Annotated in this window: 20 protein-coding genes and 1 pseudogene; 3 read left to right on the forward strand and 18 right to left on the reverse strand. The window is 37.4% G+C overall.

The window, feature by feature from the left end; all coding sequences use genetic code 11:
• Positions 1–486 precede the first annotated feature (486 nt).
• A pseudogene (locus J0A69_RS16250) lies at positions 487–1584 on the reverse strand (pyruvate kinase).
• A gap of 396 nt (positions 1585–1980) precedes the next feature.
• Complete coding sequence (locus J0A69_RS16255) at positions 1981–3876, reverse strand: ATP-binding protein (RefSeq protein ID WP_206587646.1); 1896 nt, start codon at positions 3874–3876, stop codon at positions 1981–1983.
• Positions 3877–4438: 562 nt separating this feature from the next.
• Here J0A69_RS16255 and J0A69_RS16260 point away from each other — a divergent pair.
• The gene (locus tag J0A69_RS16260) at positions 4439–4942 is read left to right on the forward strand and encodes a hypothetical protein (RefSeq protein WP_206587647.1); all 504 of its coding nucleotides are present in this window, start codon (positions 4439–4441) and stop codon (positions 4940–4942) included.
• A 158-nt stretch (positions 4943–5100) separates the two neighbouring features.
• Here J0A69_RS16260 and J0A69_RS16265 read toward each other — a convergent pair whose 3' ends face one another.
• The 3 genes from J0A69_RS16265 to J0A69_RS22740 all read right to left on the reverse strand — a co-directional run bounded on the left by J0A69_RS16265 (position 5101) and on the right by J0A69_RS22740 (position 7325).
• Positions 5101–5790 (reverse strand): hypothetical protein, encoded by a 690-nt coding sequence (locus tag J0A69_RS16265; RefSeq protein ID WP_236032927.1) that lies wholly within the window; start codon positions 5788–5790, stop codon positions 5101–5103.
• 232 nt (positions 5791–6022) lie between these two features.
• On the reverse strand, positions 6023–6412 hold the full coding sequence (locus J0A69_RS22735; RefSeq protein ID WP_317194874.1) for an MBOAT family O-acyltransferase: 390 nt from the start codon (positions 6410–6412) through the stop codon (positions 6023–6025).
• Between the two features lie 49 nt (positions 6413–6461).
• On the reverse strand, positions 6462–7325 hold the full coding sequence (locus J0A69_RS22740) for an MBOAT family O-acyltransferase (RefSeq protein ID WP_317194875.1): 864 nt from the start codon (positions 7323–7325) through the stop codon (positions 6462–6464).
• 611 nt (positions 7326–7936) lie between these two features.
• Between J0A69_RS22740 and J0A69_RS16275 the strand changes: the two genes are divergently transcribed.
• Entirely contained in the window at positions 7937–8959 is a 1023-nt protein-coding gene (locus J0A69_RS16275) for an ABC transporter substrate-binding protein (protein ID WP_206587648.1), read from the forward strand.
• A gap of 3 nt (positions 8960–8962) precedes the next feature.
• On the opposite strand, the gene J0A69_RS16280 is transcribed toward J0A69_RS16275, so the two are convergent.
• Together J0A69_RS16280 and J0A69_RS16285 are read right to left on the reverse strand one after the other, a co-directional pair.
• On the reverse strand, positions 8963–10948 hold the full coding sequence (locus J0A69_RS16280) for a TonB-dependent receptor plug domain-containing protein (protein WP_206587649.1): 1986 nt from the start codon (positions 10946–10948) through the stop codon (positions 8963–8965).
• Positions 10949–11584: a hypothetical protein gene (locus J0A69_RS16285; RefSeq protein ID WP_206587650.1), complete on the reverse strand. Its 636-nt coding sequence runs from the start codon at positions 11582–11584 to the stop codon at positions 10949–10951.
• Between the two features lie 110 nt (positions 11585–11694).
• Here J0A69_RS16285 and J0A69_RS16290 point away from each other — a divergent pair, with 110 nt between their 5' ends.
• On the forward strand, positions 11695–12042 hold the full coding sequence (locus tag J0A69_RS16290; protein ID WP_206587651.1) for a winged helix-turn-helix domain-containing protein: 348 nt from the start codon (positions 11695–11697) through the stop codon (positions 12040–12042).
• 190 nt (positions 12043–12232) lie between these two features.
• Here the strand turns inward: J0A69_RS16290 and J0A69_RS16295 are convergent, their stop codons facing one another.
• From J0A69_RS16295 to J0A69_RS16345, 11 genes are all read right to left on the reverse strand, one after another.
• Entirely contained in the window at positions 12233–13912 is a 1680-nt protein-coding gene (locus J0A69_RS16295) for an SLC5/6 family protein (protein ID WP_236032929.1), read from the reverse strand.
• Positions 13913–13991: 79 nt separating this feature from the next.
• On the reverse strand, positions 13992–14486 hold the full coding sequence (locus tag J0A69_RS16300) for a hypothetical protein (RefSeq protein WP_206587652.1): 495 nt from the start codon (positions 14484–14486) through the stop codon (positions 13992–13994).
• A gap of 874 nt (positions 14487–15360) precedes the next feature.
• A complete protein-coding gene (locus J0A69_RS16305) occupies positions 15361–16230 on the reverse strand; it encodes a TlpA family protein disulfide reductase (RefSeq protein WP_206587653.1) in 870 nt (289 codons plus the stop codon).
• A gap of 387 nt (positions 16231–16617) precedes the next feature.
• The gene (locus tag J0A69_RS16310) at positions 16618–16830 is read right to left on the reverse strand and encodes a helix-turn-helix transcriptional regulator (protein ID WP_206587654.1); all 213 of its coding nucleotides are present in this window, start codon (positions 16828–16830) and stop codon (positions 16618–16620) included.
• A 307-nt stretch (positions 16831–17137) separates the two neighbouring features.
• Entirely contained in the window at positions 17138–18967 is a 1830-nt protein-coding gene (locus J0A69_RS16315) for a serine hydrolase domain-containing protein (protein WP_206587655.1), read from the reverse strand.
• A 304-nt stretch (positions 18968–19271) separates the two neighbouring features.
• A complete protein-coding gene (locus J0A69_RS16320; protein ID WP_206587656.1) occupies positions 19272–20438 on the reverse strand; it encodes an IS91 family transposase in 1167 nt (388 codons plus the stop codon).
• Positions 20439–21248 carry a tyrosine-type recombinase/integrase gene (locus J0A69_RS16325; protein ID WP_206587657.1) on the reverse strand — a complete coding sequence of 270 codons (810 nt, stop codon included), beginning with the start codon at positions 21246–21248 and terminating at the stop codon, positions 20439–20441. It lies immediately after the preceding gene.
• A 126-nt stretch (positions 21249–21374) separates the two neighbouring features.
• The gene (locus tag J0A69_RS16330; RefSeq protein ID WP_206587702.1) at positions 21375–21890 is read right to left on the reverse strand and encodes a tyrosine-type recombinase/integrase; all 516 of its coding nucleotides are present in this window, start codon (positions 21888–21890) and stop codon (positions 21375–21377) included.
• 3 nt (positions 21891–21893) lie between these two features.
• Positions 21894–22568 carry a tyrosine-type recombinase/integrase gene (locus J0A69_RS16335; protein WP_206587658.1) on the reverse strand — a complete coding sequence of 225 codons (675 nt, stop codon included), beginning with the start codon at positions 22566–22568 and terminating at the stop codon, positions 21894–21896.
• Positions 22510–22644: a DnaD domain protein gene (locus J0A69_RS22785; RefSeq protein WP_206587659.1), complete on the reverse strand. Its 135-nt coding sequence runs from the start codon at positions 22642–22644 to the stop codon at positions 22510–22512. The genes J0A69_RS16335 and J0A69_RS22785 overlap by 59 nt, the downstream gene beginning before the upstream one ends.
• Positions 22645–23065: 421 nt before the next feature.
• The gene (locus tag J0A69_RS16345) at positions 23066–23770 is read right to left on the reverse strand and encodes a hypothetical protein (RefSeq protein WP_206587660.1); all 705 of its coding nucleotides are present in this window, start codon (positions 23768–23770) and stop codon (positions 23066–23068) included.
• Between the last annotated feature and the right edge of the window lie 53 nt (positions 23771–23823).

The raw sequence follows: 23823 nt of genomic DNA on the forward strand, positions 1-23823 counted from the left end.
TAAAATTATCCAGGTTTTGCACCTTTTTTTACAAACAGAACAAAATAATGAAGTAGAATTCCCAACTATGTCAAACAAATAAAAAAGAATGACTTTAACAAAATGAGTTTCTTACTTCCACAAAAAAATGGAACGACAGAAGAAGAATAAAAAGCTTTAATCAAGGGAATTCAAATACTGCTGAGAATTGGATAGTAATCTAACAAAGACTAAAAAATAATAGCCAAATCTATTATTCAGACCAATAAAAAGGAATTTAAAAATAAGTGACAAGCTAAAAAAGCCCCATCAAAAACTCGAGATCTCAGACATATTGCATTTATGAATCCAATAAATAACTCAAAGTCTTCCTAAAGTTTGCAAAGGTGAAATGACACTTAGTATTTAACCCAAATTGCCTAATACTTATTTTTAAATTATAGCCATGGCAATTACTCTCAAGTTGAGTGTACTGCCTTTTCCCTATCTGTCATATCCAATTTTTCCTTAAGTAGATTGTATATCTATTTGATTGAAAAACTTTTTCGCTATCCCCAATTCTCTGAACAACAACCTGTTCTTCATCTTCAGGCTTCGACTTCTGCTCGCTATGCCCCTAAGAGTCTTCAATACCTCTAGGGTATGTTCCCCCTTATTGATCATAATGCATTCGGCTAAAGAGGCCCTTCCTGCATCTGTAATTTCCGCCCGTGAAGCAACTCCTGATTTATGAAGGTTCTCCAATACCTGGGTAGCCCAGATCACTGGGGTATGTGCAGCTTCACATAACCAGGATATTTCCTCCTGTATTTCCACCAATCGTTCAAAGCCAATTTCAACAGCTAAATCCCCTCTTGCTATCATAATTCCAAAATGAGGTTCCTTCATTCCTTCAAACAGCAATTCAGGGAAGTTATCTACTGCCTCCCTTGTTTCAATTTTTAAAATAACGGGAGGAATATCTCCGGAAAAAGACGAAAGTTCACGTCTCAGTTCAGTAAGATCTGAGGCTTTACGGACAAAGGAAAGACCAACTGTATCTGCATGGCTCATCACAAAAGGAATACAGGCTAAGTCAAACGGAGTCAAGGAAGGGATCGGCAGATCCGAGTCAGGAAAATTGATCCCTTTTTCTGCTTTGATCTTAGATTTTTTGGAAGAGTCTCTAACGATTTTCAATCGAACTCCATGATCCAGCACTTCTTCAACTTTGGCCATAATCAACCCATCATCAATAAATACCCGGTCCCCTACTTTCAATGAGTTGATGAGTCCTTCTTCTCCAGGGCTGATTACAATGTCTTTTTTGGAAAAATTATCCGTGGAATCTGCCAACCAGACACTTTGCCCCTGCTTGATTGATACTTTGCCCTATTCTTTACCTTTTTTAAGTAATCCTACTCTCAGTTTCGGACCTGCCAAATCCAAATGGATTTTACATTCTATGTTTTCTCTTGCACTCTCAATTCTGATTTTCCGGATCAGCTTTTCCCAGACAATTTCATCATCGTGGGCACAGTTGATCCTTGTTACAGCCATTCCGTTTCTTAGCAAATTTCGGATGGCATTCCTTTTCTGAAGGAAAGACGAATCCATCGTGACCATAATGGAAGACGGCCATTCCTGATGCGTATGCCCAAATAAAATTTCACTAGTTTGTGCAATCTTTTGCGAGGCATATTCAGATGTACTTAAATCTTTATTTTTAAACTTAACTCCAAGCCTCTCCAAAGTTGATTGGACTTGGAAATGTGTATGGCTTTCACAGCTGGCTAAAGAAGAAAGACCCTTCGAATGCAAATCATTTTGTAGTTGTTGAATATCAGTATTCCTTAAAACCAGATATTTCAGGAGGTTTTTGGCCGATACCTAAGAATCAGGGTGAATCTGAGATAACTTATCTGCATACTTATCAGGAACATTTTCCATTTTGGTTTCCAGATCAGCTAATTTTTTAGTGATTTCTATAAATTCCTGAAAAATAAATTATAAAAGAGAAGGTTATGACTTTAATACCAATTTGAATGTTGTTCCCTCACCTTTTGCACTATCCACTTTAATCGCCGCTCCGATACTATCTGCAAAGTCTTTGGTCAACATCAAGCCAATTCCGCTACCTTTTTCGCCCTTGGTACCTTCTGTAGAGATTTTATTTGAAAAAATATTCTTTACCTGTAATGCATCCATTCCTATTCCATTGTCTTGAACCAGAATTGTATTCCCCTCAATGGAAATCATTACTCTACCACCTTCCTCGGTGAATTTGATGGCATTGGAAATTAAGTTTCTTAGAATTAAAGTCAATCGATCAGGATCTGATAAAATGCTCGTCGATTCAGGTATCAAGTTTAAAAATTCAATGTTTTTTTGTTGGATTTGCAACTGGAAAGTTTTTTTGATCTCATCCACAATTAACCTAGGAGATACTTGGAGAAAATTCTTTTGGTTTTCATCCATCTGGGTCCTGGCCCAGGTAAGTATACTGTCGAGCAAATTTGAAGCATTGGAGGTCTCTTTTGAAATTAATGAAACAATGTAAGTCATATCCCCACTTTCCAAAATTCCGGATTTCCATAAATCCAAGGTACTTTTCAGGGAAGACAAAGGGGTTTTCAAATCATGCGAAATTATTGAAAACAGTTTTTCCCTAAACCTGTTGGATTCTTCCAGTTCAAGAGACTGCTTTTTGATTATTTCATTGTTTTCTACCAGCTTTTTATTGGTCAAAGAGATTTTTCGGTTGAGTTTCCATTGTCGAAATACCAGCACCAATAAAATTAAAGCAATCAGGATTGAGGCAATCAATAGTTTTTTTTGGTATTTGATTTTCATAACAGCCAATTCTTCCATATTTGCCAGTTTTTGAAGGTCCAGTTCCTTTTTCTCGCTTTCGTATTTTATGGAAAGTTCTTCCCTTATTTTTTCCCTGCTGTCATTATAAATAGTATCAGAATAACTATCTGTAATCGATAAATAATCAAATGCTTTTTTATAATCCCCCAGGACGGCATACAGGGAACTTAGTTGGTCTGCTGCAATGGAAATTTGAAATGGAGAGCCAATTTCATTGGCAAGCTGAAATGCTTCTTCAGATACTTTAATTGCCTTCCTGATTTCCCCTTTGCTTCTGTGCACAGCAGAGAGCCTATTTAATGAAGATAGAATTCCTTCATTGTTTTTGTTTTTTCTACTCAGTTCCAATGCACGAAAAATGAGTTCTGCAGATAGGTCAAAATCACCCTTTTCCTCATACAATTCAGATAATTGAATCAGAGTTTGGGTTTCCCCTCCCTCATCACCAAACTTGGTCTTGTAATCCAAGGATTTCTCCAGGTAATACATGGCCGAATCCAGCTCAACTTTCCGTTTATAGGTTGCCCAAACATCTCTGTAATAACTCCCAATGTTATTATACAGCAAGCCTAGTGCTTTTTCATGATTCAACGCTAATGCAATTTTCAGGGAGGTTTTAAATTTTTCCACCGCATTGGGAAGATCCTTTAATCGATAATATATGTTTCCTAGATTTAAATAGGATTCCATAATCCCTGTAGAGTCAGAAAGACTTTCCCTGATTCTTAATGCCTGATAGTGGCTATCAAGGGATTTTTCAAAATCACTCTTAATCAAATAACAGACTCCGATCAAATTATAAGCAGAGGCTTGTAGCTTCATCAAGTCCTCGCTTCTGGAAATTTCCAGACTTTGATTGGATAACAATAAAGCTGTATCCTGATCTTCTGCATAATAGCTTTTTGCCAGATCAAGTAGCAAAGCTGATTTTAAAGAATCTTTTTCTGCCTGCTTAATATCCTGAATTAATTTCTGTCTTGGGTTTGAATTCAACTCCTGAAAAGGAAGAAAAAAGGCTAAGAAAATAAATGAGAATATTGACACTTAGACAAATAGGTTAGTGAACACAAATAAAATGAATCTTTAAAGACTAACACCTACTTAACAAATACAATCTTACCACTCATAAAAAATCTCAAAGGGTCTAATTATATCCAGCCTTATCCAATGAACAAATTTTTACTTTAAAACAGATTACCAAACCAATAATATACATTAAAACAATCAATTCATTTTCCTCAATACCAGATACTTACACCATTTTTAAAAGAATAAATGCGATTCTTTTTTTCAGAGCTACATTAAAAATTATTTGTGTCTCTGCATAATTGCGCGTATTGGTATATACAGGGAAGAACCAATCTAGCCTACAATCTTTCACCAAAATATCTTCTGTTGAGCTTATTGGCTGCCTGCAACTATATGGATACATATATCTAATATTCAGAAAATCGAGTAATTTACTATAGGAATTTAAAAATCAACTATTAGCTGTAGCAGATACGAGAAATGTTTCGTCTTTGATTAAAACCTTTTGAATATTTAAAAAACTTCAATTCATTTTTTAAAAATCAATTTTCCCTTTTTCCATTTAACCAAAAATTATATGAAAGCCAGAATATTAATAAGCTTAATCTCCCTTACTGTTTTCTTTTCATGTCAAGAAATTGAAGAAGTCAGCCCTTATGCAAAAATGGAAGGAAGATGGGAACAGATTTTTGATGTGAATGGCCTTTATGAAGGCTACCACATTTTTGAGTTCAAAAAAGATGGTACTTATATTGGTGAAATGTCAGCTAGAACACTCGATACAAAAGAACTTATCGGCTATAGAGGTATTGAGGAAGGGCTTTATGAGATAAACGAAAATAAGATTACTTTGACCCGAACAAAAGCATTCTCACGAGATGTCAATGATCCGTCTTTTGTAGATGACAATTCTCCCTTTCCAACTTTTGTACCAAAAGATGCCCTTATCCCTGACAACTGGCCACAGGAGATTGCTTATTGGATAGCAGATGATTTTTCAGAATTACGATTTATCTGTCCTGAAAATTCAGCCGATTACTGTGTAGAATTTACTACTTATGTCAAAGTGACTAACCCTTGACAACTATTGGTATATAAAATCCTTTCTATTGTTCATTCATATTGAATAAAAGTAGAATCCGCTGCTATAATCAGGTAAAAGGGATTTTATCCTTTATCTATAAAAAAATTCAAATCAATCAATCCACTTAAAATGTTCAGAGGAAATTTTGCTGATCATTAGTTAACCTGAATTGAATAATTCTGTTGTTTTTGGAAATCAATACTCAAGTTATCAAACAGAACATTTGCAAATTTTTCCCCTCCTTTCCTATCGAGGTGATCCAAATCTCTAAAGAGGGAATCTTGTTCCAGATAAATGCTATCCATATCAATGATTGGAAGATGGTTTGCTTTAAAAATACTGTCTGCATTAAAACTTTCCTCATCCAGTATGTCTACATAAGTCCTGGAAAGGGAAAACCTCAATCCGACCAGTTCAATTTTATGGGATTTACAAAGTGCAATAATCCGCTTCAATGAGTCAGACATTTTACCTGAAGGATTTTCGGGCTGAAAATAATTTCTAATCCTTTCTTTCGTCTTTTGATGCTGTTCGTCTAAACTCAATTTTTCCCATGAAGTTTTTGACCTAACTCCCCCCCATTTTGAAAAAGCAAACAGTTCCTTTTGAATGAAATTTTTAATAATCAAGCTATACCGATCATTTAAAAAAACGCAATAATAATTCAGGTATTTATCACGGAAGTAATGCCAAAAGTTAGGGTAATCCTTCCTAACGGTATAATAGGAAGAACGGTCAAGGTTATTTTGACTTTCCCTTGTGGGAGAAAGTGTATGATCATCTACGCTGATAATAACTTTTTTTACAGGAGTGTTACGAATTAGAAAATTCAGTTTCCTTTCCATTTCAAGATAAGAATCACTTTGTCCCGAAAAATTGTGAACCAAATAGTTTTCCGTATAATCTCCCAATGCCTCCCCATGAGAATCTGCTAGTAAATAGTTTTAATAATCAAGGTCTACTTCATCATAATCTTTTATGTAAAACCCCCTGATCATTAAAAACAACAGAAAATTCAAGGCAGTCAAAAACAACAAAAATGTGATTAACTTTTTTAAGAATAGTCCAGTCATAGGGTCAAAACTGAAAATAAATGAATTCGATTTCTTCAGAAGTATTTCCAAAAATGTCAATGATAAATATCAGAAGGAAATAAAACGACCACCGCTGCCATTTTTTGGGTATTTCTTTTAATCCCTCAATTCCAAATTCCAGACGCCTTCCCTTCCATTCCACCCATAAAAATGCCAAAATCAAAATAATCAAGGTAATTGAGCCTGGAAATAATGAAAAATTAGGAAGGGTAAATAGGGAAATAGAAAATAAGCCGGAAATATAATCTAAGGCATGGAATATATTTTCTGACCTGAAAAATATCCAAGCAAATACCGTAAGAAAGAAAGTAAGGATCATTCTAGAGAATTCACGAAGATCTGGAAATCCTCCATTTTCGTTCACTACATCCAAATTATTCCTGTTTTTCCCCAACAGCAACAAGGGAAAAAATAGACAGCATTCAAAAGTCCCCAAATAACAAAAGTCCAATTGGCACCATGCCACAAACCACTGAGAAAGAAAATGATACATTCCTGACTTGCTGCCTTTTCCCACATTTACTCCCTCCCAAAGGGATATACACGTAGTCCTTAAACCAAGAAGAAAGCGAAATATGCCAGCGCCGCCAAAATTCTGCTATATCCCTTGAAAAATAAGGAAAAGCAAAATTCTTCATCAAGTTGAAACCAAAAAGGCGGGATGTTCCGATTGCTATATCAGAATAACCGGAAAAATCACCATAAATCTGAAATGTAAAAAAAACAGCCCCAAGCAAAAGAGTGCTTCCTTCGTAGGATGTGGAATTATTGAATATCTGATTTGCAAATTTTGCACAATTATCGGCGATTACGATTTTCTTAAACAAACCCCATAATATTTGACTTAAACCGTCTGCTGCCTCACTGTTGTTAAAGGTCCTTTTTGTAAGGAATTGTGGGAGTAAATTGGAAGCTCTTTCAATTGGCCCTGCAACCAATTGTGGAAAAAAGCTTATGAATGCCATAAATGCAGGCAAATCCCTTGTGGCCTTCAACTTTCCTTTATAGATATCCAGCGTATAGCTGAGTGTCTGAAAGGTATAAAAACTAATCCCCACAGGAAGAATAATATTCAGGGAATTCGCTTGAATTGGGACTCCAAATATGGAAAATACATTTACAAAATTCTCAAAGAAGAAATTGTAATATTTGAAAAACCCAAGCGTACCGAGGTTGAAAAAAAGGCTAAAAAACAATAAGATTCTTCTTTTAAAAACATCTTTTTCCTGATCCAACAAAATCCCTATTGTGAAATCCACCAGCGTTCTGAAGAAGATTAAAATCAAAAATTTCCAATCCTACCAGCCATAGAAAATATAGCTTGCCACCAAGAGCAAAATATTCTGCGATCTGTGGTGTTTCTTCAAAATAAACCAATAGAGTAAAAACACGATTGGTAGAAATATTGCAAAATCGAAGGAATTGAATAACAAGGTGAGAGATGTTAATTTCCAGTAGGTAAGTAGATTTAGTAACTAGCTCAATCGACAAACATAATAGATTGATCCTTTTAGAAAAAAAGAGACTTCAAAAAAACCACCATTATTTGAGATGTATTGTTTCTAGAGCAAAGCGTTCATGAAACTGTCCGAGCCAAAACCAAAAAAATCAAAACTTTAATTTCGATTCCAAATAGGTCTAAATTAAGCATTCGGCTAGTATTTAAAAAGGATCGAAAGAATTTAGAAGGCTCTATAATTAATATCACTTTCAAGTTATTCTTAAGATGAAATCGTTTTAATATTATACTTGAACAAGTAGAATGGTTCATTATTGTGAAATTCTTTATTGAGATTTTAATTCAATTAAAACTGAATAATGAGAAATTAGCTTCAAATTCATATCCTTTTGAATCAATCAGTTTCATTCAAGCTTTCTTCTATCAGTCCATTAATCTATGCACCTGTACACTTCAATTCTTATACTTTTTTTCTTTGTTTATAATGGGTTAATCCAACTAAAAAACAAAGAGGCAGTTTCAAAGGCTGATCAAATCACCTTTATTTTGCCAGAAAGTAATAACCTTCAATGGATCAATTTTTACGTGGCAGTAGGGGCAGGATTTATTGATGATTCTATTCAATTAAAGTACCCAAAAAATAAGCGCTCCTTTGATGAGCTTTTTGATGCTGAAGGTCCTTCCATCACGATTTTGCCAAGACCCCTTTTAATCGAATTTGCATCCGAAGGGAAGGAAATCAAAGCCATTGCCAACCTACTTGAAAATGATCCGGTAAACTTGATCGGAAATTCAACTGTGGTTCAGGATCGTCAGGTTGACAGTTCCCAAACAGTTGCCCAAATTTTAGAAAAACTTCAAGGCTTACGAATTGGAGTGGCTCCTGGGCCTGTCACCAGATTAAAGAAGCTCTTGGAATTTTACGGGTTTGATCCTGAAAATCACTTTAAAATCTCCATTACTGGTGGAAGACAACAAAATGCCGCATTTGAAAAAAATGAAATAGATCTTTTGTATGCTCATACACCATTTTTGGAAGATGCACTCGTCAATCAAAATGGTAATCTACTAATCAACCAATCCAATGGATCCGTTCCTGCATTAAGCGAAAGGGCAATCCATTTTTTAGCAGTAAAATCAGATCAGCTAGAGGCTAATCAGGCTCAAATTCAATCGGTAGTCTCCGGTATTTACCGAGCACAGGTATTATTAAAAAACGATCCAGAGGAAGCTTTCAGGGCTTTGATGAAATCTCCAGTAAAATATGCTTCAGAAAAAGAGCTAAGGACCATATTTGACATCTATAAAAATGCTGTCCCAAGTACTCCATTGATCAACCCTGATTTCTCAAAGGAACTGGATTTGTTGCCGGGACACAGTCCTGTTCCTTCATCCAAAGACATCAATTATGAGAATTTTATAGATAATCGATTTGCCCAATTTGCAATTGATACCCTATAACTCTTACCAGTTATACCCGAAATAAATTTGAAAATCTCTTCCTATTCCAGGAACATTGATCCCAAAAGGAACATAATATTCATCTGTCATATTCTTTACTTCCATCCCTAAGTTCATAAAGTTCTTTTTGTTTGTTATTTGGGCTTCAATTTTTGCATTTAAAAGGTGATATGCCTCAGAGGGTCGGATAGCCCAAGTTTGGCGAATTGTTCCCTCGGGCAATTGATCAAAAGCAAGAACAAATTCATGTTGAATTTCAGAATGAATTGAAATCTTTGAGTTCAAGATTTGAGAATAAACAACTTTAGCGGAACTTTTTCCTGGAGGTATTCCAAACAAAGGCGTTCCTCCCTTAAAAAATCCGGCTTCAGAAATATCCATTCCACTCATAATCTGAAATCCATGGATCAAATAAATGGAATATTGATTGTTTCTGTTCCAGATCAAATAATCCAACTGTGTCTCAAACCCCATGGATCTAGCTTTCTCTGTATTTTCATAGCTGTAATACCCAATCTCCATGGGAATTTCTGTGATTCTGTCCAATTGAAACGCTAGCCAAGAATTCCATTTAAATTGAAGACGGCCTATCCTGCCTTCAAAAATCCAATCCAATTGATAACTTTTCTCAGGAAGGATATTTTCATTGCCAAGAAAAATCCCCCTGCCTCCGAAAAACTCCCCAGAACTTTCCTGAAATGTCGGCCATCTAAAATACCTTCCTAATGTCCAGACGGATTTAACATGATCCGAAATCTTCCAATTAAGAGAGGTAGCACCCGTTACAATACCTCTCCATTGGACTTTAGATTTCCCTAAGGAATTCAGATCTGCCCTTATTCCAAAATCCAGATTCAGTTTCGATTCAGCTCTATACTTGCCTGTCATAAAAACTCCTGTTCTGGATTGCATCCCTGCCAGACTTTTTTCTTCAAATTCTATCACATCATCCAACAGATTTTCCAGCATCCCACTTTCAAATTGTCTGATCCATAAAAAATCCGTCCCTATTTTTCCTGTCAGTTTTTTATTTATCCGGATAGGCCTTTGGTATTTATGTCCAAAAGAAAGTTGATCATATTCCCGGATTTCTTTGAAATTTAAACGACTGAAGTCCAGATGATAACTATCCCTGAATTGGCTGGATTTCTGAAAAGTTGTCCAGATATTTTCCTGATTTTTTAAGTCTGACCCCCAAAAGACCTTGATATTTCCTTGGTAATTAATATGATCTTTAAATGACCTTAACTCATTAGGATTATTTTGAAATCCCTGTGGCCTTTCCCAATATCCATTGGAAAAGCTTTGATTCCATTGAATTTGAAAACCCTCATTTTTTGATAAGAAGGAGGATAGAGATAAGTTGTTTTGGGAAGATGAAGAGTTTTGAGCCTCTTCTTTTTTTGCATAAGAATAATTCCCTGAAGTTTGAGTCCGGACTCTTATTTTGAACCCCTTGATAGAATCCCCTACTCCCCATCTACCTCCAAGGGTATGAGAATTGGAATTTGACCCAAAGTGGTAATAAAGTTGATGGGATTCATCTAAAGTTGGAGGTTTCATTTGGATATCGATGACTCCTCCCATGGCTCCACTTCCATAAACGACCTTTTCCATTCCTTCTACGAGGTCAATTTCCAAAAGCTCATCCGGATTGATATCATTTCCAAAATAGCCTTGGTTGAGAATCCCTAATTTTGTAGCTCCGTCCTTTTCTATACGTAGTCGGTTTGAAGTCATCCCTCTGTAAATAATAGGATAACTATTATCATGGATCCTAAAAATGCCCGGTAAATTCGCAAGAATATCCATTGCCCTGGGTTTAGTCCCAGAAATCTTGATAGTATCAATTTCCGTCTTTCCTAATACCAAAACTTCTTCAAGATTCAACTCATTTACTTTGGTAGGTAGTGTTTGGGCAAAAGTCTTTAAAGCAATCAACTGGACCACCTGTATATACCAAATATATTTGACTAGCTTTTTGAGCATTTATTTAAGCCTTGCCCATCGGATGGTAACAGCTCCACCTCCTTCTCTGGATACATGCTGAAACTTATACATCTTTCCTTCTCTAGTTTGAATCAAAAATACTGGTTGATCAACCTCATCCAACCGCACTACTTTATCTCCAATTACCAAAGCAGAAAAAGCATCCTCTAAAATTTCCAATATAGGTCTACCCTGAGCATCCAGATCTACTTCAGGTTCAAAATCAAATACCCCATCAGGCTCCAGAGCATTGATCATTTCGGCGGTTATTTCTTGAAAATTTTGAAATGCAATTGGCTCTGTTCCAATTTCAGAAAAGCTAGAAATATCAAGTGCCATTACTGAAGAAGCATTGGTCTCATCTCCGAATAAGAACACTGCTGGCCTTCCCCCTTCTGCAGTTCGGTAGGCTATTATTTTAAGATCAAATTGAAAAGATGCAGCTGTATCCAATTGAGCAATTTGCCCTGTTTCATTCGCATCAAAATCTATCCCCCCGCCAGAAGGAAAATTCTGAGGATTTGTCTGTATAACTCCCTCATAAACTTGAGTGTCTATTGGATCTAAATCATCATTTTCACAGCAAATAAAAAAAAGGGATATGAGAATTAATAGGAGAAAATAGTTGAGTTTCATTCTTGGAATTCATTTCGATATATATTTATAAATATATCGAATTACACTTTCCTTTTACTTAATTAAATCAAACAATTAAAAAAGCTTTCAATTATCAGTACTTTAATCCTATGAAGGAAATAAGAATTCGCTGTTGGCTTGAACATGACGGACAAAAGTTTTTTGGTCCTGGGCCCTATCAATTAATGAACATGATAGATCGGAAAGGCTCCATTTCATTGGCTGCAAAGGAAATGAATATGTCCTACAAAAAAGCTTGGGATATGATCCACCGAATCAATGAAATCAGCAAATCACCAGTGATTGTTTCCCAAAAAGGAGGGAAAATGGGTGGTGGTGCTGAGGTAACCCCTTTTGGGAAAGAAGTGCTATTGAAATATGAGCAACTAGTTGAGAAGCTGAATCAAGTAGTAGAAGTAGAATCTGAACTGAGAAGCTTGTTTGAACAAGGTATTTAATAGAAATAAGAATTTCTATTAAATACCAAGGCTGATTAAATGATGCCAAGGTTTTTCTTGATTGGTTCAATAAAAACCATTGTATCGGATGCCCGTTTTCTATTTAGGTTTTTTAAGCACGAGATAGAAACAATAGCAGGTCATTCCTACCACAGCTAATTGGACAAGAACGGAAAGTAGTAAGGCGGAATTATTCATGGGAAATAGATTTACGTTTTACTCCTGAAAACCAGACAATGACTGAGATAAATACAAACAGGACCACTAATTGGATTCTTGCCAAATTGGAGAAAAAGACTCGGTCTGATAACCAATTACCATCTTCAGTCCCCTCTTTTGCCTCCAAGGAATGCTTCAGGTCTTCATGGCTAATTTTTGCGATCAGTGAATGGGCATCAAGCTTCCAACCCTCTCCTTTCCATAAACCTGTGAAAGCTTCCTGCCAGTCATTTCCCTCAGGTGTAAGCATGGCTCCAAGTAATACAAACAGAAGCAAAACTGGTGTAACATAACACATGACCCATTTGAAGAAAGCAGGAACCTGAATATCAGCTCCGGAATTCAATTCCTCCCAACCCCTGTTTATTCCAAAAACCCAGGCAAACAAAATCATTTCAAGAAAGGCAAATATGACCAGACTGACAGTTCCTGCCCAGTAATCGTATTCCTCGAAGTAACCATATTGATAAAAAAGGATAGTTGGTGCGCCCATAATCAAAGCCAAAAGCCCAAAACTGAGAGCTCCTTTCACTTTGCCCCAGCCAAACTCATCTTTCATAAAGCCCATCCAGGGTGTTCCCATGGCGAGGGATGAGGTGATTCCTGCAAAGAACAACAAGCCAAACCAGCAAACCCCGGCAATGGTACCAAAAACTGCCCCCCATTGTTGGAACAAGTAAGGCATGGTTTGAAATGCCATTCCAAATCCTGCATTGTTCAGAACCCAATCCATTCCTAGGAATCCAGCAGCTATGGGGATAACAATGGCACTTCCCAAGACGATCTCCACAAATTCATTGGTAAAACCTGAAGTAAGGGAATTGAGGGCAATATCTTCATTAGCCTTGAGATAGGAAGCATAGCATTGGATGGAACCCATGCCAACTGAGAGAGTGAAAAAGATCTGACCCGCTGCCGCTAACCATACTTTTGGGTCCCATAATGAGCTGAACTGTGGAGTCCAAAGAAAATTTAATCCATCCCAAGCATTGGCATCGGGAATTAGTTCTGTCGCATTTTCAGCGCCCATCGACCAGCCTTTTACAGCCAGAATAACCCCAAATAAAATCAAAAGTGGCATGCCGATTTTGGCCACTTTTTCTATACCTCCCAATCCTGTGGAAAGAATATAACAATTGATTCCCAATACGATAATATAGATCCACAAAGGGAATAAAGGGATACCAAAATCCGATCCTGTCAGATTCACATACTGTAGAAAATACTCGCTTACGGCAGTTTGTGAAAGGTCAGAAAAGGTTCCGAATAAGGTATGGAAGACGTAGATCAGCGTCCATGATTCGATGTAGGTGTAATAAGCAACAACAGCGATGTTGGTGAATATCCCAAAGACCCCGATGTATTTCCACCAAGATCCTTTACCCATGGCTTCTAAGATATAAGGGGTACTGTGATTTCCGGATTTACCACCAAATCTTCCAATAGACCATTCGGTAAACAATAAGGGAATCCCCAATAGGACAAAACAAACCAAATAGGGAATGATGAATGTACCTCCCCCATTCTGGATGGCCTGTACCGGAAACCTCAGAAAGTTCCCCAACCCTACTGCATTACCCGCCATGGCAAGTATCAAACCGGTCCTGGATCCCCAGGTCTCATTTTTAATTTCCATCTTCATAGAAAACATCAAAAGTGGCTGTCTCAAATCTGTCTGCCTGAGCGTAGTTGAAGGCCTAATTGACAGGAATAAGAAACAGCCACTTCCCTTAGGAATGAACTTGATTTTTAAGCGTTTGATACCACTTATCCGCTAATACGGTCTCTCCCTGAAGGTCTGTGAAATGATCCGCATGGTAAAATTCAAGCTGATGGAGGTCTGAGCTTTCAAGCCTTGGCACTAATTCCAAAACCACTGATTCAGGAATGCGGTAGTTTTGGTTGGCCTGTTTCTCATCAGAATATTTCTTTATCAGGTTTACTTTTCGGTATTCATTCAGGTTAAAACTTTTCAGGGATAGGTCTTGTCCATCCTGCAAATAGACCAGTACCTTTTTCTTGGAATCAAACCCTATCCCATACCGGAATCTCCAGGTTTCAACTTCCGAAAGATTTGCTCCAGCAGAATTAGCCTGCTCATGAAGCTTGGAGATAAGGAGCTTATTTTTCTTTTTGTTCTTTTGGCTATAATAAATGAATGGCGCACAAAAAGTGCACATAAATAGTGTGGACACAATAAGTGTCACAGGTTCAATATCAAACATGTGTAATTGAATTAGAGGAAGATTTTTTTAAGACAGAGCTATTTGCTCACTTGAGAAAAATCAGTCTCTCTACCAGGGATAAAAAAAATGAATGAAAGTCTGCTTAACGTCGAAAAATGGAATGGTTTCACTTCCATTCCCTAAGAAGTAAGGCTTAACTTTCTTGGTTAAAAACAAAAATTCAGGCCAAGCTGAACAGAAATTCGACCATAAAGTCCAGTCAATTGAAAAACCGGGAATGATAGGTTTACTTACTGAAACCAGTGCAGAAATACCAGGAAAAGAAGCTTCATTTATTTCCTCTAACCTATCTGTTTGTTGATTCTCAATGATGGGTTGGGAAGGAAGAAAAAATACAGGAGTCTGGTTTAAAAACCAGACAAGCACCAAAAAAAGTACTATTCCTTTTTTGCCCATTTTGAAAGCCAAATTCTTCCGAAAGTTAGTTGAAATAAAATTCAATTTCCAAAAACTTTTAGATCATATAATTTTCCTTGGCTAACGAATATCAGTAATACCAATACCTTAAAAAAATCTTGAATTACCATCCACTTCCTCTTTAAACTCGAAATATCGAAAAATAAATTTTCCCGAAAACTATAGGGTAAAAGTCATTCTAATAAAAATGATTATTAGGAATAGGGTAAAATTTTTGATCTGAGATAGTTCAAACTGAAAAACATTGTAAGATTCTCAATTGAGTAATTACACAAGTTTTTTTTGTGCAGGCGATTTTTTCTGAGTTGTAGCCAAAAGTTTCGAATATAAACGGGTCGAGCTGGTGAGCTTGATTGTCCACAGGACATCAAGTGTTGCAATCGATGAGGAAATTTCGATCCAAGATAGGGTTAGGTTTGTATAATGAATTGCAAAATTAAATATCCTCCAGAATTGCCATTTCGAGCTTAGAAATATTACCCTCGCTATAACCGTCGATTATTTCAACAACTTTTGAATCTTTTATTACAATGTGTTTTGGAAAGCTATAAACATTATAATCATTCCCATTAACTATAACCACATCATAATTGAAATTGTATTTAGTTAAGAATTTGTCCTTAAGGTAATCAACATCAATATCAGAAATGGGAGCAACAAAATTGACTTTGGGGTACTTAGTTACCAGTTGATTCAATTCAGGAATTTCTTTGATACACGGGGCACATGTTGTATGCCAGAAGTTTAGAACTATTATTTGATCTGAAATTTCACGAGTTTTAATTTCTTTGCCTGAAATACTTATCCACTCTAAATCCGGAATCCTTTCTCCTGCTTTAAATCGAATAACATTTTCCCATCCTGGTTCAATCAGATCATAAAAAGAAGTGTCTAACTCAGGTATTTTTTGGGTAATTTGATCAATTCTCATATTGGAACTGAATAAGGTCGAGAATTTTAAGATATTATCGGAATCTGTCCTACCTATAAAAAAAGTTGATGAGTTACCGTGATCTGCAGAGAAAAGTAGCTGAGTTTGATCTTCTTTTTTAACGAAGTGGATGATTTGGACGTTACTCAATTTTCTTTCATCACCTTCCAAAATCCTATTATAAGCTTCAACTAAATTGGTCTTATATTCTTCGTTATTACCGTATTCCGCAGGAATTAAGAAATTAACATAATCTGTAATATTCCGACTGTTGAACGCTTGAACGTAATTATTGACTTCGTCTGTAAAATCCTTTTCTGATTGACAGCTGAAAGAAATTGCTAAAACGAGAAAAAAGGCTGTTATATTTTTCATAGTATAATATTGCAGTACACATGTATAAACCCCAGTCCTACAAGTCTATTGGGTATATATTCGCTTTGCTCGCAGGGAATGGGATGTTATAGTAAGCAAATTAAGAATTTCGTCAATCCTATCCACCACAAGCTTTGAATGTTTTTATTTTGATAGGAAGTAAATGAATTTCAGTCTCGAAGGTCTTATTACTTTCAATACTCAACAATATTTTGTGTTGTCAGCACCCTATAAAAAAGGAACCGTCTTACTCCAGCCGGGTCTTTTCCAAAAAAAAAAAGTCTAATAGGTATGAAATAGACACCAAATTTTAAGCCCTTTTCGGGTTTAACAAAAAGGTTGATTGAGGTTTCTTTCAGTTTCCATTTTCTTGTTTTCTTGGTCATTTCATTCAGGCTCGTTTCTTTCTGTTGGTATAGGTCCTAGTTCATGGCCAAATAATGATAAAACCTGATTGACTTTATCAATCATTAATGATTTCTTTCCTTGTTCTAGATCACGCACAAATCGTAGTCCAACGCCAGCTTTAAACGACAGGTCTTCTTGTGTTAACCCCAGTTTTTTACGTCTTTCTTTTACAAATCGGCTCAGCTTTTCCATAATAAAATTATACCCTTTCGGGTATAAATAAAGTGATAAAAACAAAAAAATATACCCAAACGGGTATAAAAATGATTTTCTTAGCAAAAATATACCCGTACAGGTATAAATAATAAGCCTAAAACAGAAAGTATACCCGATTAGGTATAAATTAATTAGCTAACGATTAAGTATAAGAGCTGTTGCGGATTTCAGGGCAATTACCGGTCCGCCACCCCAAAAGTTTATTAAATGTACAGGCCTTGATTTTACCACTTCACCCGCTATTGCTCTTATACAATGTTGTGACACGTTCTTTGTGAACTGATTAGTTGCAAAAACTCCTGATTTTGTTTGATTCTTTAACGCCTTCAAGGCCTGCATATTCAAAATTATCACTAAAGTAATAATAGACCGTACCATTTGGTAATAAGAATACTCTGATTCCACCATAACCACTCATATAAGGAATCAATTCGGATTCTGACACTAAACAATTTCCGAAAGATTGAATCTCAGATAGATCCAGCAGCCAAAACCCTTTGGAATATTTAAGGGCATTCCAGCTAGTACTCAAAACGCTGGAGGTGGAGGCATTCATTACATCTGATAACATCTTTGTATCAAGTATTTGTTCTCCGTTAATAATACCACCGCTAAGCAAAAAATGTCCGATTTTGACGATATCATCAGGTAAAAAAACCAATCCATATCCAGAAAATGGCTGGGCTACTGAGTCATATGTCCTTGCAATTTCCCAGCTGCCAGGGCTGGTTCCAATCGGTTTCAAAATATCTTCAACAACCAAATCACGAAAATAATCTGCTTTTGGACTGTTTCTAATAGATCTTAAATAAGCATTCATGGCTGTTCCGAGCAAATAGGTATCTGAAGTATGATAGGCAAACTGTTCTCCGGGAGTACTTTTCCTTGGAAATCGATTTATGGAAAATGAAAGTTTTGATTGATGATCTAAATCCAAAAAGAAGTTAAGGCCCTCCCATTCTGTTTCTAAATAGATGTCTTCATCATTCGTGTCACGGGATTCCAAATAATTACCGGTAGCCATATCCAAAGCATTTACAAACGTAACATCAGCCCAGTTCCCGCTTTCAACGCTTTCAGGAACGACCGAAGCAATTGTTGTTGATGAACTGCCCGAATACAATTTCTCCATACGCATCAATCCTATCCCTGCGGCTATGCTTTTTGCAGTGGAGTAGGAAGGAATACTCAGTGATTCAGGAAATGGGTAGGTCCCATAACGTGTTTCGGGTGTACTCAGGTAATGTACACCATCAATCAAGAAGCCATAGATTGTCATATCCTGAGAATTCACCTCTGTGGGAGAACTAAATTGAATAGGGTCCGCTCCAGGATAATCCTTTTCTAATTCGGAAATCGGTTTTACTGGTATGCGTCCCTTCACTTCACGAATGTATTTCTCGATGTACTGCTCTTTTTCGGGAATGGGATAGGGTGTGTAATCAGCTTTGACAGTACCCCAAATATTGACTTTGCGGTAAGGGCATGTTTCACTTGCTGTCTGGAACACAAGTGAGGAAGTAGAGCCATCGTTTTTAAATAAGAATGACATGGCACCGTTATAAATACAATTTTGATTTTTTTCCTTCAGGGCAAATGGAATTGATACTCTACTGTAACCATTATCTCCATTTTCGTCCCAAACCCGACCGGGCTCAACAATGAACTCATAATACGTGCCTTCGTTCATTTGAAAGCCCCTCTTTAGTGGAATGATGTAAGAACCTTGTTGAATAAATTCAAAGTCAAATAACAGAATATCGGCCCATTCGTCCTGCGAAATTGCACTGGTGCTATCCTCGATTATAAATTTATTTGTCCCTCTGCGGCCCAAATCACCAAATCGTAATCTGCCTTCAAAGGTATTAGTCGGGAAGGCGGCTTGTTCTGGAACAGCATAATGCTGAAAGTCAACGATGGTATCAGTCTTGGCAGTATTTAGAAACTCATAGGTGAAGGTGCTGCGATAAACCACTCCGCTGCCATTTAATGATGGAATTTCAGAATCGAGGCCCTTACCTGTTTTGTTATTTATGGAACATCCAAAAACACTAATAGCAAGAATCAGCTTCAAACAAATCCGGATCGAATATTTTTCTATACCTATATCCATGATGTTGTCAATGTTTCACAACGTAAAGAGTTTTAAACACATTCCGCCAAAAAATTAACCACACTAGTTAACGTCAACCGGATGTGGTTAAAACCGTGTTGGACCAAACCGACCTTCTTATGGGCATTGATCTTCACAGGTTTTCGGGATTTGTCTCTTTTTTGTTTTTTATCTTTTTGGTCCTGGGCTCCAGGTATCTTCTTTTTCCCTTGTCAGCGATTCAATCAGGCATAGGATTCCCCGGGAGTTTTGTACCCAAGATAACAGTTTGAAGCTATTCAAAGAACTTGCATGCCTACTTTATTTAAGAACTGTTCTGATGTATGCTTGGCACCACATAGACCATCCTTCCTTTTCTGCAACAGGGGCATCTGAACATTTCTTCTCCCAAAATACCCACCAACAATCCGTAGGTACTATATCCAAGGTACTGCGACTCTTTTTTCTGGCTTTTCAGCAAGGCAAAGCAGTCTATCCTGCTACCTGTTGCCGGGGAAAGGATCCCGTAATACCGGATCTTGTAAAAGCCGGTGGGAAGGATGTGTTGAAGAAACCTTCGGATAAACTCTGTGGTGGACAGCTCCATCAATCCAATCCTGTTGGTCCGGTAATCTTTGTATCGGAACTTCACAGATGTTTTGTCAACCTCTTGGATCCTGCTGTTGCTGATAGCCACCCGATGGGTATATCTTCCCAGGTAACTGACAACCTGCCCCGCTCCCCGGAAGGTCTTTTTGATATAGACATGCCAGTTCTTTTCATAGAGTAGCTTTCTGAGCGCTTTTCTGTCCTCATAAAGCTCCCTTTCCCGATCAGGCAGTGTGAGTTCGCCATTGTTCAGGTGTTTTTCCAGACCGGAAAAAAGCAGGCCCCGGAACACAGGTGACAGTGCCTTGACGGGAACGAAAAACTTCCGGTGCGAGTAAACCCATTCCATCCCATCCTGATCCACTCCTCCTGCAGGGATGAGCATATGGATGTGGGGATGGTAGCTCAGCGATTGTCCCCAGGTATGCAGTACTGATAAGTTTCCTGTTTGGACTCCCAAAAATGAGGGGTTTGAACCTGTTTTCCTGACCGCCTCGGCAGAGGATGCGAACAACAGGTCATAGCACTTCTTCTGGTTCAGGTAGAACAGGGGGCGCAACACCTGGGGAACCGTGAACACCACATGAAAATACCGCACAGGCAGAAGCCTCGACTTAAGCCTTTCCACCCACAGCAACTGCCGCACATACTGGCATTTGGGGCAGTGCCTGTTCCTGCAGCTGTTGTAACAGGTTTTGACGTGATCACAATCCTCACAGATCAACCGATGACTGCCTTGGATACTGGTCCTACAGGTGACTATTGCCCGGAATGCTTTGTGCTGGTCAGCAGTGAGACGGTGCCGGGAAAGATAATCCTGCTGACAGTTCCTGAAAACGTCTGCCAGCTCGGGGCCAGAGGACCGTTTGTTTACCGTTTCCATTTAAAGTCTGTCCAATGGACTTTCTATTTGGGAAGGCTCAAACTTGCACACGTGGAGATAGACCGTAGTGGTCTGCAGGGAACGGTGTCCCAACAGTTCCTGGATCATACGCACATTCACACCCGATTCCAGCAGGTGTGTGGCAAAGGAATGGCGCAGGGTATGGAAGGAAGCATCCTTGGTGATATGGGCTTTCACCATCGCCGCTCTAAGTACCGTCTGGGCACTGGTAAAGCTGTAGGGTTTTCCGGCAAACCTCCCCTCAAACAAAAACTCCTTCGGACGATAGAGACGGTAATAGTCCCGGAGTCTGCCCAATAATTCCCGGGGAAGAAGCGTGTACCTCCCCTTGTTGCCTTTTCCTGATCTCACCCGAATCTGCATTCGGTCACTGTCAAGATCATCGGGTCTTAAATGGACCACTTCACTTAACCGAAGCCCAGACCCATAGGTCAAGGCCACCAGACAATAATGCTTCCGGTTCTTCAGGACATCCAATATCCGGCAGATCTCTTCCTTCGAAAAAACAACCGGTATGGGCTTGGGCTTTTTGGGACGTCGGATTTTTAGCTGTTCCCAGTCACTTCCCAGAACCTCCATGGTCAATATCCTAAATGCACTGATGATTAAATTGGTACTGGAGGGAGAAAGCCCCTCACCGTCGATCCTCTTGAGCAAATAACCCTTCAGTTCCTCCGAACTGATCAGATCAGGACTTTTGGACAGATTCCTGCTGACCAATGAAATACAACTCAGGTAGGACTTGATCGTTCTGTCTGAATAATTCCGCAAACGCATCGCTTCATACATGCGCTGACGGAGGTTTTTTTTTCCATGTTTTTAAAAATTAAAATGAAACATGGATAAAATTAAATGGTACAACCTGATTTACAGGGGATTGATCAATTAAAAAACTACCGACAAAGTCGGTTTAGTTCAACACCTCGCTAAACCTAAAGATTCCGAGTCTATAGCGTTTATATCGCTTTTATCCACAGAGGTATTAGGTGTTGTTGAAACCAAATTAAGAATTTCGTCAATCCCATCAAGCGGGCTCTGAATATTTTTATTTGAGATAGAAAGTACATGTGTATAAATCTCTGTGGTCTTACTGCTTTCATGACCTAACAATACCTGAACGTAGCGCAGATTCGTTCCTTTTTGAAGTAGATGCGTGGCAAAACTATGTCTTAATGAATGCACCGTTGCCCATGGATTTGAATTGCTTTTTTCTACTGCCCTTCGAAATACAGCCTGGATACTGGTTGCGGAATATTGTCCTCCCTCCTGCCCTTCAAAAAGCCAATATGAAGGTTTATAAGCTAAGTAGTATTTTCTCAAGAGAGTCAGTAACACAGGAGATAGAACCGTTTTCCGGTCTTTTTTACCTTTTGCACCTTTGATGAAAATATAACCTTCATCCGAATGTATGTCCCGTACTCTTAATTTGATGGCTTAACTTATCCTTAAACCAGCACTATAAATTAACATCAGAACAGTGCGATGCTTCAGGTTTTCTACACTTGCCAAGATGGCTTTGATTTCTTCCTGGCTCAGGATATTTGGAAGAACAAGGCTTTTTTTAGGTCTTTGAATATCATAAATGGTCCGCTCCCTACCCAAAACATGTTCATAATAAGCCTTGATAGCGTTGATCAAAGTATTTTGCGCACTTTCTGAAATCTTGTATTTACTGATTTGGTGGTACACGAAGGATTCAATGTCCTCCTTGCTGAGATCCTTCAGTTCTCTGGCTTCAAAAAATGAAAGAAATGGCCTCAATGCTGAGCAATAACCCTTAATAGTGGATTGGCTAAAAGCCTTTAAGATTAGCTTTTGTTTCAACGCAATTAAGATGGATTCAGAAGATTCATTTAGGTTTTTAGATGGAATAATTGATTTTTTTACCGATTCCTCAATAGTAAAAATTCCATTAAAAATAGCTTGAAGTAGCTTCCAATTTTCCTCAGTATGGACAATGCTCCATAGTTTCTGGGTAGGATGATAAAAGCTGGTATTCAGTTTTTTGAATTTTTCTCTTTCATTTTTAAGCTGAAATGGAATATAAACTTTAATCCTTCCAGCTTTGGGCAATGGCCTGTAAATAACTATGAATTGATTCGATTCCATGGCTTTTTGAAAGGCATATTAAAAGAACCATTTCTAAGTAGTCAGTTGATAATCGTTTATAGTCGTTTGTTGTCATTTACAATCGTTTGTTGTCGGTTAGAAAAATAAAACTAAAAAAACCTCAGGACACTAGTTTTTAAAAAAAAGTAAATTAATTTTGTTGTACTTTTAAATAAGGACATATAATTCCTAAAAGGTACATTTTTTTGTACCTCACCTATTGTAAACAATTCATTTTCAATCATTTCATTTTTCTGCATTGGTAAATAAATTTAAAAAATGATTTGAGGCGAACCTGCCTGCCGGTAGGCAGGTATCTTCTCCAAATTCTGTATCGGAAAGTAACCTAAAGAATTGCTAAACAGCAGTTAAGAAAGCGTCTAAGGTATTATCAAAGGCTCGACTATGAGTATTTGCGTGGTTTAGCATTAAACCTTGAAAGTACACACCAAATTGAAAATCCTGGGGAATGTTCAGAATTAAGCGAAAACAAGCAATTACTTATAGCCATTGTTAGCTGCAGTTTTACTATTTCGAAAATTCAACAATAATTTTATGCTTACTAAATGCGAATAAAGTACAATAGGTACAATTACAGCAGGAAGCCAAACAAAAGGAAAGTAAGTTACACCAATATTGGGTTGGTCAAATGCTAATTGCTGAATTGGGGTTTGAGCACTCAAAACTGCTATAGTCAAAATATTAACTAACAGTCCTAAACAAATGAAATTCCATATTAAAAGCCCCTTTTTTCCAATCCATTTCTTCACAAATACGGCATAGTAAATTATTGGTGCTGAAATGCCAGAAAGAATATCATAGTTATAACCCTCAAAAGTCATTAAATCAGGAATATAACCTTCTATGAAAACATAGTACAATACGATTTCTACAGGAATTCTAATCGTATGCAATAAAGTCAACCATTTGAAATTTTCCTCATTGCTAATCGTATTGTTTTTTGTAAAGAAAAAATATACAATAACGAAAAGGATACCTGGAGCCAAAAGAAAAACAAATCTTGGTGGTATCGTATTTTGAACTCGGTAAAACCCAAAATATCCCAAGATTCCGACTACAGCCATCCAAATGAAGATACCTGCAAGTTGCTTTCTACTTTTATGGGTATGATAAAAACACAACAAAGTAACTAAGGTTGTAAAAGTGAAAAATATTACGATTGAAGTAGAAATTTCTGACATGCCAATTAAACTTTAATGCAAAGTTCAATAGGTGAGATTCAAATCCACTTGAC

The sequence above is a fragment of the Algoriphagus pacificus genome, assembly GCF_017254845.1.
Classification (GTDB): Bacteria; Bacteroidota; Bacteroidia; order Cytophagales; family Cyclobacteriaceae; genus Algoriphagus; species Algoriphagus pacificus.